Genomic DNA, 15893 nt, shown 5'->3' with positions numbered 1-15893 from the left:
TTTTACTTCAACAAAAAAAAGAGCGGGAGGCTCCTCCCGCTCGAACACATAAATCCATCATATGCATATGATACCAGCTCGACCCTTACTCCGTTTCTTACGAAGCCTCCCGGCTTCTGAGCAGGTAGTTGTACATCAGCTGCGCTGCCATGGCCCGATTGGTAACAGACTTCGGTGACAGCTTGCCTCCAATGGTGCCTTGAAGCATTCCGGCATCCAGCATGTAGTCCATCGCTTCCTTGGCATAACTGGATACGTCCTTCGCATCGGTATAGCTTTCGATCTTCTTTCCTCCGCCCGGCAGCTCGCTGCCAACCGATTCCATCATCGCATGGAGCATGACGACCATATCCTGACGCGTGATCGAGTCCCCTGGTCTGAACCGGTTATCTCCCGTTCCATGGACAAATCCCAGCTTCTTCGCTGTAGATAGATACGGCGTATAGTAGCGGCTGCCCGCATCGGCAAAATTACCGTCTTCATCCGTATTCTCCGGATTTATGCCGAAGGCGTTCATCGCCATGACCAGGAAATCGGCCCGGCTGATCTCCTTCTGCGGCAGATACCGTCCTCCTCCCGCCCCCTTAATAATGTCACGGGCAGAAAGGTAATGGACGGCGTCTGCATACCAGCTTCCCGGTTCCACATCCCGATAGGATACCGGCTTATATGCAATCGCATATGTGCCAAGCTTGCCTGTCTCGAACGTCAGAGCACGAAGCTCTTCATCGTAAAATGCGTTCAGGACAGAGGTTATCGCTCCCATCGCATCGACTTCCCACGCGACCAGCTGATCCGTTCGTTCGTCGGTCTTGGCTGCATAGTGGAGCGAGACGGATACTGGGGTAGTACTTCCCGGCCATTCCACCGTCTTGCCATCGATTTGCAGCAGCAACTCAACGACCGGTCTATTAGCGATCCCGGCAAGCTGGTCCGTGGACAACAGGCTTCGATCACCCGCCCGTACCACGATACCCGTGAACTGCCCTGCATCCGGCAGACGGTTCAGCATATCGGAAGCCAGCTTCACGGTTGCCTGCGGCGTAACGATCTCGATCCGTTCCCGCGCGTGATTGCGGTTCAAGTAAGCTGACGGAACCTGGATGACGATTTCGCCGTTGAACGAGCGGGCGCTTTCGTCCAGCTGGATCGTCACGGTCTTGATTCCACGCGCGTTCGCAGAGACGCTCTCGAAGGCACTGCTGAGCTCCGATTCGCTGACGGCTGCTTGAGCCCTCTGGCCGTTTATGGCGATTTGCGCCGTAATCGTTCCCGGTCTGGAAGGCCCAGTGGCCGGTGGTTTTCCACCTGGCTTGCTTTGGCCTGGTTGATTACTGCCGTCGTTATTGCCGTTGTTTCCGTTGTTTCCGTTGTTTCCGTTATTACCGTTATTACCGCCCCCATTGTTGCCGTCGCCGTCATTTCCGCCTCCAGGCGGAGACGTTTTCTTCGAGGTCGTAAAACGATAGATTGGGCTCAGCTGCTTGGCGCCGAATTCATCGGTAATATCCATATACCAGTAATACGTCTTGCCGGCTTCAAGCCCCTTCCATGCGGCTGAGGCAATTTCTCCGGATTTCACGTCTTTTTTCTCGCCAATCAGCTTATTTTTGTACACGTTGACTGCAAAATAATCGGTTGCCACCCGTTTTTGAATGTCCCTGAACGCAAACGGCTCGGTAAAATCCTCGATGGCGTCGTCAAAGAAATTGTAATCGTCCAAGTAAGGCGAGTACGTATCCACGTCCAGCGTACCTGAGACCGGATCGAATTGAAGCAGGCGCAGATAGCCGTTTCCGCCATTCGGCCCACCCTGATAATCTGCCAGCATTTCGATCACCTGTCTCGTCGATCCGTCCGGATGCGTCACAGTCTTCACGACCCTATTCGCGGCATGATAATGCCCGCTTAGTACGAGCTGCACGTTTTTGTTCGGTGCAATGACCTGGTCAAACACGCGCTGTGCCATATTTGACAAGGTGCCGTTGCTCTCCAGATAGGCGTGCATGCCCACGATCGCTATGCGGTCCGCATGCTTCTTCAGCGCCTCGTTGGCCCAAGCAATGGTTTCCGGTGTGTCTTCAAGTCCGAAGCCGATGTACAGGAAAATAAAGTCATGGCCTCCAAACGATACGAGGTCGTAATGGTTGCGGTTGTTATCCATTTCGCCGCCATACCACGGATTGTTCTTGTATCGGTCGGCCCCGACATACTTTCCGTAGTAGGAGTAATCCACGCCGTCAATGATGACATCGTGATTACCCGCGAGGACGCCATACGGTACGCCCGCTTCGTCCAGCTTCTTCAGATTGCGGTCGGCTACCGCCCACTGCTTCTCGTCGTCAGCCACGTTCACGATGTCACCTGTATGAATGACATAACTGAACAAGCCCTTTTTATATTCTTCCGCGATCCAATCGCCCAGTTTATCGAAAATATCCGGGTACGATTCCGCGTAATACTGCGTGTCCGTAAACCATAAAATGTTGAACGGCGCGTTCGCGCTCTTCACTTCATCCTGCACCATGGCCTGGATTTTGCCATTTCGCACATAACGCTTAGGATCCACTTCCGCCGTCAGGGCGATGTCGGATTCGGCATCGTCGCCGGTGGCCGACTTCAGCGCTGTCCACTTGCCAGTCTCATAATCCCATGCATACAGCGTCACGATGCGTCCCGGAAGCGTGCGTCCCTCCCAGTGCAGCTCTACCTTATCCTGTTCGGTCCATGCTTCGTCCAGCTGGACTTCGAATCGATGATAAGGGAATCCGGAATCGGTATCCGTGGTGAGGTAATCTCCGTCAGGGTAAGCCATTTTGTCGGCCTCTTCCTTGCCGATCCCCTTCTCGCCGTCTGGCTCCAGAACAAGCGGCGGCTCCCGGTCTGCAACGTTGATATGACCCTCGATTCCGTCAGCGCGGGCAAAATCGTATTTATCCCCCTCCAAAAAGCGCACATCCATCGAGTCTCCGCTTGGATCGCTGAGCCGAGCTCTCAGGCTCGGATTCAAACCAACGTTCTCCGCGAAATCGGCTGGGGAAACTTCGCCCGGAAGAAGAGGCTTCTCCTCTTCAATCATGAAGGTGCGTGTGATCTCCGCCGAATTGCCGGCCCCGTCGAGTACGGTCACTTTCAGAATATGCTCGCCCGGCGCAAGCAACGTGGAAGACGTCTCGTAAGGAAGCGTGATCGTCTCACCATCAAGCTCCGCCGTAACTTCGGCAACTCCGCTTAACTGGTCCGAAGCGACCACATCCAGCTTGAACGCCCCTTTGAGCTGCATTGCTTCGGTCAACAACTGTCCTTCCCCATACGATATTCCTTCAATCTCCGGAGCGGTATTATCCACAGTCACGTCGATGGACTGGAAGACTTGTCCGTTCATCGACATGCTTAGAGGATAAATCCCGTCCTTTATCGTAGCGGTGTCAAGCTCGGCATATCTTGCCGTAAATTTGTCCTGCGGAATCGGGAAGCGGAAGTCGCTGATCATCGGCTTGTTCGGATTGCTGCCGTAATCCGCATCACCGAATCCGTAGTAGGTATCCTCCCGGTAATCCACGGTTGTTTGCCCCAGATTGCCCAGGTAGTTCAGCACCTTATCCGGTTTAACGACCGAACCGTCCGGAAGCACGAGATGAAGATTCATCACTTCGAAATCGTCATGGTTGTTCTTGCCGAATACCTTGTCGTGATCTTTGACTTGATAAGGAGCGTTCTCATTTCCTGTATGCACGGAAACGGTCGAACTGGTTACGAAAAGATCCGGTGTCATATCGAACATCGACCATGCGCCGTCGATATATTTGGGCAAGATTCGTGCGAAAAAGACCGTCTCTCCGCTTGCGTTCAGCGCGCTTGCCGACGCTTGGTAGATCTGATCGATGCCACGGGTCTGCATGCCGAGCTGTACCTTGCCTGGCAGCGCATTGCGAAGAGGCATCGGATTTCCGTCGAAGTGAACCTCGATATCGTCCTCGGCACGGGAGCCGTATGCGTAGAATGATGCATTCCCGCTAAGCATGCTTCCGTTTGCAATGGATAACCCCGTCTTCGGCAGCTCCGTCCCCGTGCTTTCATCATTAACGGTCAGAAGGCCGCCTCTGGAGTTATATGGAACCCGTGTACGATTGCCGCTGCTGTCGACCGCGTCGATGATATAACGATAGACGCCGGTTTCATTCAGTGTGATCGAGCCTTGGTAGACGTAACGTCCGTTTTCCTGGGACGCAAGCTGCAGCGCATGCTTGTCCGTAAAAGTCGTCGGCTCCTCGGAGGCTGCTCCGATCAATACCTCTGCTGAAGCAAGAGGCTCGTCGCTGGTCACGGTCACAGCATATGCCTGCCCCTTGCCCAAATTATAGGCGGTCTGTTCATGCTGAAGCGTAGGTGCAATCATGTCCACGCCTGTTATAGGCGGCACCTGACCCGGATCAATGCTGCCAGGATTGGCATACATCCGGTTATCCAGTCTTTTCATAGTCGTTCCTGCATCCGGGTAGGCATATCGAACGACTGCGTTACGAACGTCGTTCACCAGCCTGTCCGGGCTGTCGGGCGTGCTCGGGTCGTACCAGGCCTGCACGATGTACGAATTTGCCTGACCCGGTGCTGAAATGGCCAGCCCGCGATGCAGCGAATTCGGAAGATTGAAATCGGAAGCTTTTGAATTATCGTAGAAAATAATGTCGCTATCGTTCAGCGTGCTGTTAAAGTGCAGATTGAAGTCGGCCGTCGTTGTATATCCCTTGCCGTTGGCGATGGCTTCCTTCGCGAACCAGATGACGGCTGAGCTGTAAGGCTCGATTGCGGTATGATCCGGAATCGTCCAGCTCTTCGGTGCCGTCTGATTCGGGTACAGATACCAGAGCGTGTAATCCTTGAGGTCCAATTCCTGATCCGAATGATTGTAGATTTCAACATATTCGTACTGGTTGCCGCTTCCCCATCGGTAATCCCCGGCCGGGTTCGGCAGAATCTCGGTAATGAGGATGCGCGGAACGTCTCCGCCTGCGACGGCACCGGTTAACGCCGTTTCATAATCCCCGGATCTCGAACGTTGAAGCCCATCCGCTGCCTCTATGTAATAATACAGCTTATCGCCGATCAACTGATCGGCCGGAACGACCGCATCGAATTGATCCCCTCCGCGATCCATCATATCGATCATGCTGTATGGGTTATTGACAGCCGTTTTGTAATAAAGCTTAACGTCTAACGCATCGCCGTCTTCGTCATAGACGCTTGCACTTACGGTCAGAGGCTGCGTCGGGTCGGCCGAGGCGACCGGCGTGTGACTGATGTCCGGCATGCGATTGTCAGGCGGCAACAACTGATCCGGATCGATGATACCGGCGGAAGGCGCTGCTTCCCGTGCGTAAGGAATCATTCCTGAACCGCCGGAAGGCGGCTGAAGGTGCACGCTCTTGCCGTCGCCGACATCCTCGGCGGTATAGTAGAAGCTGCTGATTACGGCGGCGTCATCGCCTTTACGGGTTATGTATAAACCGCGGTCCGTGTTGTTGAGGCCATCCTGTCCCCGAAGCTTGAATACCGGTACATGGTCGGGAACCGAATGATACTGCCGGAAATCGGATTCCGTCAGGGCGGCGGCAGCCCCGGTTATGGACGAGCTGGTTCGTTCCACCCATAGCACGGCTGGGCTGTCCGCCGGGATGACCACTCCATCCGGATTGCCGTAAACCGTGTCCGTTACCGTCAGCGTCTTCACGCCCGTATTGTAGTCGTAACGAATGTTGAACTCATCGTTGAACGAGAGCGGTGCCCCCGAATGATTGTAAAGCTCAACATATTCGAACAGATCGGCCCCGCCTGCGCCCTCGATCGTTTGCTGATTCGACCGGTCATCGGGATAAATTTCCGAGATGAACACGGGCATCGCTCCCGAAGGGGCTGCATAAGCGGGGGTGTTTGCAAGCGCAAACTCAAAAAAGCTGCTGCCGATCAGTATGCCGGATAATAATCCGGCGATCCATTTTCGCTTCATGTGCTCCTCCTTCATGCTTTTTATCTCTAAAAGCCTAAAGCATGAAGGTTAAGTGAATATCAAACGAAATCGAGTATTTCGTAAACGTAAGACAAGTCGTTCGTCTGTGTGTTGGAACGTCTGAATGTTCTTATGCCGGCAGGGCACACTACAGAAGGAGGTGCATATGATGAGGAAGTTATTGATACTGCTCTTGGTATTTCCTTTGGTTTTTGGATGTTCCACGGCCGAAGTTTTCGGCGAACCCAATGTAAATCATAGCCAAGAGGAACAGGATGATACGATACATTCCTATAGACGCGGCGGATTTCGCTCGCCCAGACGAAGCTATAATCCGGGAATCGGTACCCCTGGGCGTACGACGCGGAGACCGGACCAAAACGTTCGCAATCCGGGCCAACCGAGAACAACGCCAACGCCGCGAACGGGGTTCGGCGGTTTTTTCGGCGGTTTATTCGGGGGATTGGCACTAGGGACAATATTGGGATCATTGGTCAATCCGTTTGCCGGTTTTTCGCTTGGGTTTCCTTTGCTGTCACTACTTAGCATTGGGCTATGGATCATCATTATTTATGCGATCATTAGATTGTTTCGTAGGCGGAAGCAATATTAATCGGAACCCACTGTATGATTTAACAGTGGGTTTTACATTTCAATGGGACCACTCGTTTCGGTGGGAGCTTTCGCGCTCGTATGCGCACCCGCATTGAAGTATGGTTAATCCGGTTCTGCGGAACACGCGCTTAACGCCGAGCAGAATCTTCATCTGTTCCGGCGACCGAATCGAAAACACCGTCCTCCGGAACGTTCGTGAGCTTTAGCTGCCGCTTGATCTGATTATTCATACTCTCATACCAGGACTCAAAGGAGTCATCCAGCTGCTCCTCTCGATTACGATCCTCATTCACATCCGAATCGACTTCGATGTCATTACCCAATACCCCGTAGTCATCTTTGGGATGACTCATCATTCTCCTTCAGCTCCTTCTTCTACGGATTGAAATATTCTCTCCTGTACAACCCAATGTTATGCTACGGCTTTTACCAAGAATGATTAAGGTATGTGTCTATGACCTGCTGTTCGGTCCATAACGAACGCTGCAATTTCAAAAATCGATAGTTGTGAAAAGTATCACTCTACCAGAACATTACGTCTAAATAAATAGAGTCCGCTCATCAAACATCAGCCTGCAGATTAGATGGAATAATCAGAAATCACTCTTTGTTAACTAGGTCCTTCACCCCGGTTCAATCACAGACCATTTTCCTAAAAATTTGATTGCAAGATGTGAACCTCGGCATATATGATAAGATCACGAATCTCATACCGATTCCATTATTCGGCATTGATTTTATCATTTCAAGAGGGGGATTTTATCTGAAACGTAAACTCATCGTCAAAGTAATGACCACGGCTGCGCTGCTGAGCGCATGCACGTATCCCGTCCACGGGGCTTCCATTTCGCTGAACGATATTAATCAATCCTATGCCAAGGATGCGATTCTGGGATTAGTGGAACAAGGTATTATCAATGGAAAGGGCAACGGCAAGTTCGATCCGACCGGCAAAATCGAGCGCCAGGACTTTGCCATCATCCTGGCGAAGGCATTAAAGCTTGATATTCACTCCAACCCTGAGAAACCGACATTCAAAGACGTTCCGGAGGATCACTACGCTTACGCATTCGTTGAGGCTGCCGTCAAAGCCGGCTTGATTAAAGGCGTAGGCAACGAGATGCTTGGCGTGGGACAGAACCTATCCCGGCAAGATATGGCGGTGTTTTTGGTAAGAGCCTTAAGCGTCGTTGGTATTGGAAAGGATGAAATTGGAGACATTGATAGTAGATTGAAATTCTCCGATGCGGCAAGCATTGCCGACTATGCCAAGTATCACGTTGCAGCGGCCGTGGAGCTTGGGCTCATGAAAGGCATTAACGACAAGATGTTTAATCCAACAGGTCAGGCGGACAGGCAATCGGTCGCATTAGCAGCCAACCGATTCCTGAAAGTGAAAGAAGAGCTCGAGACTCCATCTGAAACGCCAGTTCCAACGCCTAAGCCTGGTGAGGAAACGCCTACTCCTGCCGAGAAGCCGACACAGAATCCAACGCCACCCACCGGGGGCAGCGGCGGTGGATCAACCGCGCCAAGCGACCCGAATCCGGGCGGCAACCCAAGCACGCCGGACACTACGGCTCCAATGGTAAGACTATTGTCTGCCGAATCCGTCGTCGTAGGGGATAACGTAGCGGTTACTAGCAGCGAAACCGGTATCGTTTACTTCGTTCCATATTCATTGAACGCCTCCACGAAAGCCCAGCTTGAATCCTTTGTCGCCGACAAGCTTGCCAACAAAACCATCGTGGCCGCTGCTCAAACCGAAACACAGATTGCAACCTTAAATCTGTCACCGGGCGATTACAAAGTGTATGCGGTCGATGCTGCCGGCAATGTGTCTGCGCCTTCCAATAAGATTATCCTTTCCGCACCACTGATGAAGCAGCCAACTCTGCATTTTTTCGATGGTCGCTCACTCGCGATCGCTTACGAAGAGACACTTAACCCCCTCTTCGTACCAAATGTCAATGAAATATCCGTATATTCCAAGGATGGAGAGCTGCGATTGCCGCAGGAAATTAAACGGATTGAGATTACGGGGCAATATATTCTCGTTACTTTTGCCGAGCCGCAGCCTATGGCCAGACCGTTGGAAGTCGTGTATGCTCCGTTATCAGCCTCCACCGCCGTCCGCAGCGCCGATGGAAAGCTCTCACCAGCCTTCGGGCCGACCGCGGTTCAGTATTTGCCGGACAACGTAAGGAGTCTTCTTGAGCAGCTGATTTCATCAGCCGAGACGCTCCGTGAAAACTCAACCCCGGGGAATACGGTTGGTACTTACCCGCCGTTCGCGTTCGATCAATTGAATCAGGCGATCCTAAATGCTTACTCCGCTGCGGACAACCCAAATTCAACCGTGGAAAGTTTGGCCAGCGCATATAACCACCTGTACCAACAAATCGAAGCGTTTAAGAGAAGTCGTCTAAAGCCCCTCAAAATCTCCCTGACTGAGGAAAATGCATCGTTCGTGTTAAACAGCAACAGGTTGAGCGTGAACGGCATGTCAGCACGAATTACGGATTCCTCACTAGAGGAAGACCGATACGATATAAGGAATATTGGAAACCTAATTAAGGTAACGAGAGACGATGCTTTCACAGAACTGGAAATCCATTTTAATCCTGTCGCTTACGGGTTCGAGATTCAGTCAGAAGGCGAAACGATTGGACATATCGAGATCGAGACTTCGGATCCATCGCTCATCCAGTTGACTGGCGGTGACCAGGGTATCCAGGTAGCGCCAGTTCCGAATGTGAATCAAGACCGCCCGGTCTCCCTCATCTTTAAGGTATTCGAGAAGGATGCCGAAGCGGGTAAGATCGAATTGCCTATCCGATTTGATTCCGAGCCCCCGACAGTTACGGGGGTAACCTACGACAGCGCTCAAGGACTCTTCTTATTCCAATCCGCTGAACCGGTATATTCCTATCCTCAGACCATTCCACTGAGGGCTCAGGTCGATTACTCCAGTAACGGCGATTTCGGCCAAAATTCCATCGATATCTTCCCGTTAGTGGACAGAGAAGACTTCGAGGCAGGAATCACGCAGGATAAACGCGCCGTCATGATTCAGCTTACCCCCAAAGGGCTTTCCAAGCTGGCCGGTGAGCTTCCTGGCGGAAAGTTCAGAATCACGATATACGGCATGAGTGATTTCGCAATGAATTGGCAGCAGGAGCTTCATATTATTGACGCACCGAAAACGCAATGAGGAATAAGTCGACAACGTCAATAGAACCACCCGATTAACGGGTGGTTCTATTTGCGCAAGCCTGCTTGCTTTTTGTATTGAATAATAAAATGCCGCATGCAGCCTCTTGCTCCATAGCACGCATAAAGCGCTCCCTCATTTGGTCCAGACGACCTGTTCGCCGTAATCTCTTCCCCAATCGTACATCAATTTCAGGATAGGCATTAAGCTCTCCCCGTAAGGCGTAAGCGAATATTCGACTCGGGGCGGAACCTCGGGGTAAACAACACGTTGGACCAGCCGGTCCTCCTCCAATTCACGGAGCTGATTGGTCAGCATTTTCTCCGTGATGTGGGGTATCATACGGTTCAGCTCACCGAAGCGTTTAACGCCCTCCAAGCCAAGATGCCAAAGGATGATCAGCTTCCATTTGCCTCCGATGACCGCCAGGGTTAACTCCTTATGGCAGTTAATTTCTTTGAGATTTATTCGCTTCTTGACTTCATTTGCCATAATTATCACCCCTTCTTTCCTACTAGTATACAACGGTCACGGAGATCCCATCAAAGTGGAGTACATAGCGCAGGGACGTGTCCTACTCCAGATTGGCATGCAGGCTGAACATCTGGTCGGATTGGAGCTCGCTTACCTCCATCAATCTTAAGATGATGGAATCCAGCACAATCAACATGGTCTGCTCAAATAGAGAGGCCATCGGCTGGACGGTCACGAGCGCATCTTGGTGCTGTTCCTTGGTGCTTCCCGGCAGCTGAACGATCGTATCGGAAAGCTGCCCGATGCGAGATTCGGGTTGGATCGTTAGGGCGGCTACGTCAGAGCCGATATGCTTGGCCTTCTGGGCCATCGCAACTAGACTCTGCGTTTCTCCTGAACCTGAACCGATAACAAGCAAGTCGCCTGACCCGATCGCTGGTGTTACTGTGTCGCCCACAACGTGAACGTTATATCCCATCTGCATTAGCCGCATGGCAAAGGTTCGCATCACCAGGCCGGATCTGCCCCCACCCGCTACAAAGATGGCATCGGCATGCAGGATTCGTTCAATTAGTGCTTCAACCTGAACGGCTTCGACCTTCTGTACAGCTTCGGATAGCTCTTTGACGATTAGAACGGCCTGCCTAAAGATTGGCTTGCCCATCTGGTTAGGCATGTTTTACCAGTTGATTCATTTTAGCGGCCACGCTCTTCTTATCGGATTGACCCGTGATTCCACCGCCAACGATGACAAGATCCGGCTTCGCTTGAATGGCTTCAGGAAGAGTCTCCAGCTTGATTCCTCCCGCAACGGCGGTTTTGGCATGTTTAACGACACGCTTGATCGCAGCCAATTCCTCGAAGGAATTCTTGCCTTCCGCCTGGTGGTCATAACCCGAATGGACGCAAATATAATCCACGCCTAAGGCATCAAGCTCCTGTGCCCTGCCCTCAATGTCTTTTACATTAATCATATCGACCATGACTTGCTTGCCTTGCTTCCGGGCTTCGGCCACAGCGCCTTTGATCGTGGAATCGTCGGATACCCCCAGCACCGTTATAATATCCGCACCGGCTTCGGATGCTTTCATCACTTCATACCCGCCGGCATCCATAATTTTAAGGTCGGCAAGCACTCGCAAATGCGGGAAAGCCTCCTTGATCGCTTTCACGGCATGCAGCCCTTCGTTAATGACGACCGGCGTGCCGATTTCCACGATATCAATATGCTCGGCTACCTCGGCCACCACTTGTTTCGCTTCCGGAATGTTCACTAAATCCAATGCCAATTGAAGCTCCATATCGTTAATCTCTCCTTATGAACGTATTGGTTATTGCCTTCACGAGCATTGTAGAGTAAACACGATACAATCCGGAAGTACGTACTTATAAGTGAGATACTAACTTGCAAGTAAGTAATAAAGCGGGACAAGGGTTTCAGGGCTTCATTTATTCTGCCTTGCCTTAACCACTCTCGGTATCTTTTTCTCATAAACGGATAAGACATGGGAAACCAATTGTTCGCTTGGCAGCGTGTTATCTCTCAAAAGCGCATAAATAAGGTTCAAGAATGTCTTTGCATCGTTCTCGGATAAATTTCGGATTGATTCCATAATATGATCATGTGAATAATGCTCTTCCTTCGACTCCATCTTTCTCCTCCCTAACCCAATATGACTTTAGTGCGCCTGCAAAATATGTAAAATACGTTGTCTCCATGACTCTATTACGAGATGGTTACACCCAAATTTTCGACTTCACTATCACAGACTCCTGCCGTTAGCTTAATGAAAAGGCAGCCAGATCATCAGACCTGCTGCCTCCACGTATTCATTCAACGATAGTTTTCTTAGCGCAATCTTATTAATGCAGCAAGATTACGTCTCTTGCGCAGTAAGCACGTGCTCAGGCGCTTTTTGCTTCATGATCGGCACCATGACCAGTGCACCAAGAAGGAATAATAATCCTGCTCCGCCATAGATCGTGCTCAGCGGAAAGGCGTCCTTTAACGCGCCGGCGAAAGACATGGATATGACCATCATGCCGACGAACATTGGATTTAGAACGCCGTTGACGCGGCCGACAATGGAAGCATGTGACCATTTGAGGATCATGGTGCTAATCCCGATATGAATGCAAGGGAACACAAGGCCATTCACAAATTGTACGGCCAGCGTGACCGGTACGCTCGTCGAATACCCGACAATGGCTGTGCAGACCGCTCCTGAAAGCATGCCCACAGCAAGAAGAAGCTGAGGCGGAACCTTCTTGGCAAAAACAGCGACGACCCCGCCGCCGATCAGCATGGCTCCGCCATTCACCATCAGCAGGTATTGCAGAAACTCCTCGCTGCGTCCCAGACGCTCCGTTACGATAAACAGATTGAGCGCTTGGGCTACACCAACAGCGAGTCCAGCGAGAATAAATGCGAGTCCGAGCATGCGCAGGACTTGGCTTTGCCAAACATAACGGAAGCCTTCGGCGAAATCTTTACGAAATTGCCCTTTTACAGCGGCCGTTTGCGGCTTCATATTATCCTCAGGCAGGCGGACAAGAACGAGTGCGGACAGCAGAAATACGACGCCCATTACAGCGATCGATGTTTCCAGGCCAAACGTGCTGTATACGAAGGTGCCAAGCATAGGGCCAAGCACCATAAAGATGGCCATCAGCGATTGGAATAGAGCCATCCCTTGCTGCAGCTGTTCCTCAGGCACATGATACTTAAACAACCGCATGCTTGAAGGCTGCGAGAACTGCGAAAGAATCGCCGAGATGAATGCGACCAGGTAGACGGATTGCCATGAACCGAAATGTATGGTCAGAAGCACTACGAATACGGATACCGCGGATAATAAATCGCACCAGATCATCGTTCGTTTGGGCCGCCAACGGTCGGCAAATGTACCGCCAATGAACGAAAACACAAAAATAGGCGCGAATTCCGCCACGCTAATTAAAGAAATGGCGTATGGATCATTATTCGTTCGATCCGCAATATACAAAAGAATGGCAAAATTACGTACCCAGATCCCGATCTGCAGGAGCACGCTTGATAATAAAATCGTCTGCAGGAACCGATTGTGAAGCAGGCTTGGTGCATGGGTGCTTCTTTCTTGCTTCAACCTTTTCAACCTCCAATTTGTCTATAAAGATGTGCATCTTGCGTCGTGCTACGGCTCTCCTTTCCATTCTTTAATTATAAGAACCTCAACATGGTTGACCTCCTACTAAAGACTGATATTTCGGAGTGCGTGAAAAAATTTTTCCCTGTAGATGGTCAGGGCGATGCTTCAAATCAGCCCTGGAGGAGTTACCGGGAATCGCTGCAATAATGAGTATTTGTTACCCGCTGGCTGATAAAATTGCAGCCATAAACAAAAAATGAACCAGACCCTCGGTCGGTTCATTTTTCATATTATTGTAAAAGAGTTTGCTTTTACTGCTCATGGCATTATCTTTATGGGTTTTCATAGTTTTTTAACGGCATTCCTACATACTCCCGGAAGCAGCGGGTCCGCTCTCCCTCGAATTCGAAGACGATAGCAAGCTCATTGCTAAAATGCCGCCCATTTAACGAACCTTCCGAGCGAAACACCACCATCCCGTTGTCATCATCCTCCAGCACGATGAGGGGAGTCAGCTGCATCTGAAATACGGAGCGCTCGAACCGGACTAATTCCTCGAACCGCCCTTTGCCCTCCTGCTTGTGATTCCATCCCTCTAACGGAAGTGGAACGAAGAAATGAAAATCCTCCGTAACCTGTTTAAGAAAATCGGCTGTATCCCCTGTTTCCAAAGCATGCCTAAAAGCATCAAACACTTCACTAGTGCGGGATTGGACAGAATCAAGAGATTTCTCCATGAACATATCCTCCTCATCAAGATTTATTAGCTGCTTACCTTTTATTCATCGCCTTTGTTTGATATAAAGAATAAGCAATAGGATACCTGCACTGCATGGCTTAACTCAACGCTAGAACCTTTAACTGGCTCGAGATCACGCCAAGGTGAAACGACTCGTGAATCAGAATGAAGTTTAACAACTCACCAGAGGTGTTGAATTGGAACGGTCCCATGGCAAACGGAGTTGAAAGTTTCTCGCCCAGCATTTCAGGTGTCAGCTCAGATAAGCGGGAAAGCTGAGCTGTTAACATCTCGACCATCGCTTCCTTTGACGGAGGATCGAACGTCCAATCCGAGGGCTTTGTTCCAGAGTTAAACAGCGTTTCATAAGAGTCCGGTATGACCGGCGGACTGTTAAAGATCAGGGCAGAATACTTATCCATCCAATACATCATATGGCCGACATTCCAACGAACCGTATTGTTGAAACCTGCGGGTTGAATATCGAAGAGTTCCTCCGGAATCGCCTGCACCTGCTGCACCAGCACTTGACGTGCAGTTGTGGCTGTGTTGATAATCATTTCAGACATGTTATTTTCCTCCTTTGTCATGAGAACCGCTTGATATGTCCCCATTGTATGACTCATGGAACTTACCATCAATGCAGTGGGCGTTACCGTAACGTTAAGTATCAGTTAACGATAACTCGTTGACACAAGAAGAAGTCGGAGCAACAATAGGCATTAAGCATGATACACATGCTATAGAAAGCAGGTGTGAAGGTGGAGTTAAAACAGCTTCAGTATTTCATGGCCATTTGTGAAGAGCTTCATTTCTCGAGAGCAGCCGAAAAAATGGGAGTCAGCGCACCCAATATCAGCCAGCAGATCAGGCGACTAGAAGAAGAATTAGGCGTTCTATTGTTCGACCGTGTGGGTAAAACAATTGTCCTTACAGATGCCGGTGCGATTCTTCGTGAGCATGGTGCCGCCGTGTTCAGACATTTGCAGCAAGCGGGCGATGCCATCGCAGATCTGAAGCAAATGCAAGGAGGCTCTCTATCCATCGGGGTATTGCCCGGTGACGCGGATCTGATGTTCAATGCCATGCTGCTCAACTTCCATCAGACCTATCCCACCATTTCGCTGTCCCTATTGGAAACCACAAAGGTAACGGAACAAGTGCTGGACCGAAGCATCGATGTGGGCGTAACCATTGGACCTGTTATCGATGAGCGGCTCACAACGATTCCTTTGTTCCATGAGGAGTTTTCATTGGCAGTAAGTATGCACGATCCCATTGCAACGGAAAGCTTTATCCCTTTGAGTAAGCTGCAAACCTTAAAAATGGTCATGTTCCCGCCAGATCATCAGTGCCGGAAGCTGATCGACCACTTTTGTATGGACAGCGGCTTTGCACTGCAGCCGCATATGGTGACGACAACATTATCTTCACTCCTTCAGATGGTACAGAGCGGAGTTGGCGCTTGTGTTCTGCCGAGACTTCTATTGGATAATCTTGACAATCCGGATATCAAGGTGGTGCACCTAAGGAACCCTACGCCTTCTCAGGACATTTGTCTGATCTACCGCAGCGACAGGTACGTCGGATACGCCATGCGCACGTTCATCAAGACTTTGAGAGCCTACATTGAGACAGCGATCCATCATGCGAAGTCTTCATAGTCAGGGTAATCCGTGAAAGAATCATCGGGATATGCAAGAACTTATGTCAGCA

General features: G+C 50.7%; 10 protein-coding genes. 2 read left to right on the top strand and 8 right to left on the bottom strand.

Going from position 1 to position 15893, the window contains the following annotated elements:
* Positions 1-97 precede the first annotated feature (97 nt).
* Positions 98-6007, bottom strand: coding sequence for an S-layer homology domain-containing protein (locus MKX76_RS06895; RefSeq protein WP_341033269.1), 5910 nt, complete (start codon positions 6005-6007; stop codon positions 98-100).
* Between the two features lie 743 nt (positions 6008-6750).
* Positions 6751-6978 carry a hypothetical protein gene (locus tag MKX76_RS06890; RefSeq protein WP_007128189.1) on the bottom strand — a complete coding sequence of 76 codons (228 nt, stop codon included), beginning with the start codon at positions 6976-6978 and terminating at the stop codon, positions 6751-6753.
* A 317-nt stretch (positions 6979-7295) separates the two neighbouring features.
* On the opposite strand from MKX76_RS06890, the gene MKX76_RS06885 reads away from it, so the two are divergent.
* Positions 7296-9836, top strand: coding sequence for an S-layer homology domain-containing protein (locus tag MKX76_RS06885; RefSeq protein WP_341033268.1), 2541 nt, complete (start codon positions 7296-7298; stop codon positions 9834-9836).
* A 135-nt stretch (positions 9837-9971) separates the two neighbouring features.
* Here the strand turns inward: MKX76_RS06885 and MKX76_RS06880 are convergent, their stop codons facing one another.
* The 6 genes from MKX76_RS06880 to MKX76_RS06855 form a co-directional block, all read right to left on the bottom strand.
* Positions 9972-10328 carry a winged helix-turn-helix transcriptional regulator gene (locus MKX76_RS06880; RefSeq protein ID WP_144878342.1) on the bottom strand — a complete coding sequence of 119 codons (357 nt, stop codon included), beginning with the start codon at positions 10326-10328 and terminating at the stop codon, positions 9972-9974.
* An 82-nt stretch (positions 10329-10410) separates the two neighbouring features.
* Entirely contained in the window at positions 10411-10986 is a 576-nt protein-coding gene (gene hxlB / locus MKX76_RS06875; RefSeq protein WP_007128192.1) for a 6-phospho-3-hexuloisomerase, read from the bottom strand.
* Entirely contained in the window at positions 10979-11611 is a 633-nt protein-coding gene (hxlA, locus tag MKX76_RS06870) for a 3-hexulose-6-phosphate synthase (protein ID WP_007128193.1), read from the bottom strand. Before hxlA ends, hxlB begins: the two co-directional genes overlap by 8 nt.
* A gap of 576 nt (positions 11612-12187) precedes the next feature.
* A complete protein-coding gene (locus MKX76_RS06865; RefSeq protein ID WP_007128195.1) occupies positions 12188-13435 on the bottom strand; it encodes an MFS transporter in 1248 nt (415 codons plus the stop codon).
* A gap of 335 nt (positions 13436-13770) precedes the next feature.
* Positions 13771-14175, bottom strand: coding sequence for a nuclear transport factor 2 family protein (locus MKX76_RS06860; RefSeq protein WP_007128196.1), 405 nt, complete (start codon positions 14173-14175; stop codon positions 13771-13773).
* A 100-nt stretch (positions 14176-14275) separates the two neighbouring features.
* Positions 14276-14746 carry a DinB family protein gene (locus MKX76_RS06855; RefSeq protein ID WP_007128197.1) on the bottom strand — a complete coding sequence of 157 codons (471 nt, stop codon included), beginning with the start codon at positions 14744-14746 and terminating at the stop codon, positions 14276-14278.
* A gap of 192 nt (positions 14747-14938) precedes the next feature.
* Between MKX76_RS06855 and MKX76_RS06850 the strand changes: the two genes are divergently transcribed.
* A complete protein-coding gene (locus MKX76_RS06850; RefSeq protein ID WP_007128198.1) occupies positions 14939-15841 on the top strand; it encodes a LysR family transcriptional regulator in 903 nt (300 codons plus the stop codon).
* Positions 15842-15893: the final 52 nt, after the last annotated feature.

Source organism: Paenibacillus sp. FSL R5-0810 (genome assembly GCF_038002285.1).
Lineage (GTDB): Bacteria > Bacillota > Bacilli > Paenibacillales > Paenibacillaceae > Paenibacillus_AQ > Paenibacillus_AQ lactis.
This window is presented reverse-complemented; position numbering and strand designations above follow the sequence as displayed.

Excerpts from the sequence above, each read along its gene's own strand:
- MKX76_RS06895 (WP_341033269.1), bottom strand. The coding sequence starts at position 6,007 with ATGAAGCGAAAATGGATCGCCGGATTATTATCCGGCATACTGATCGGC.
- MKX76_RS06890 (WP_007128189.1), bottom strand. The coding sequence starts at position 6,978 with ATGATGAGTCATCCCAAAGATGACTACGGGGTATTGGGTAATGACATC.
- MKX76_RS06880 (WP_144878342.1), bottom strand. The coding sequence starts at position 10,328 with ATGGCAAATGAAGTCAAGAAGCGAATAAATCTCAAAGAAATTAACTGC.
- hxlB (WP_007128192.1), bottom strand. The coding sequence starts at position 10,986 with ATGCCTAACCAGATGGGCAAGCCAATCTTTAGGCAGGCCGTTCTAATC.
- hxlA (WP_007128193.1), bottom strand. The coding sequence starts at position 11,611 with ATGGAGCTTCAATTGGCATTGGATTTAGTGAACATTCCGGAAGCGAAA.
- MKX76_RS06860 (WP_007128196.1), bottom strand. The coding sequence starts at position 14,175 with ATGGAGAAATCTCTTGATTCTGTCCAATCCCGCACTAGTGAAGTGTTT.
- MKX76_RS06855 (WP_007128197.1), bottom strand. The coding sequence starts at position 14,746 with ATGTCTGAAATGATTATCAACACAGCCACAACTGCACGTCAAGTGCTG.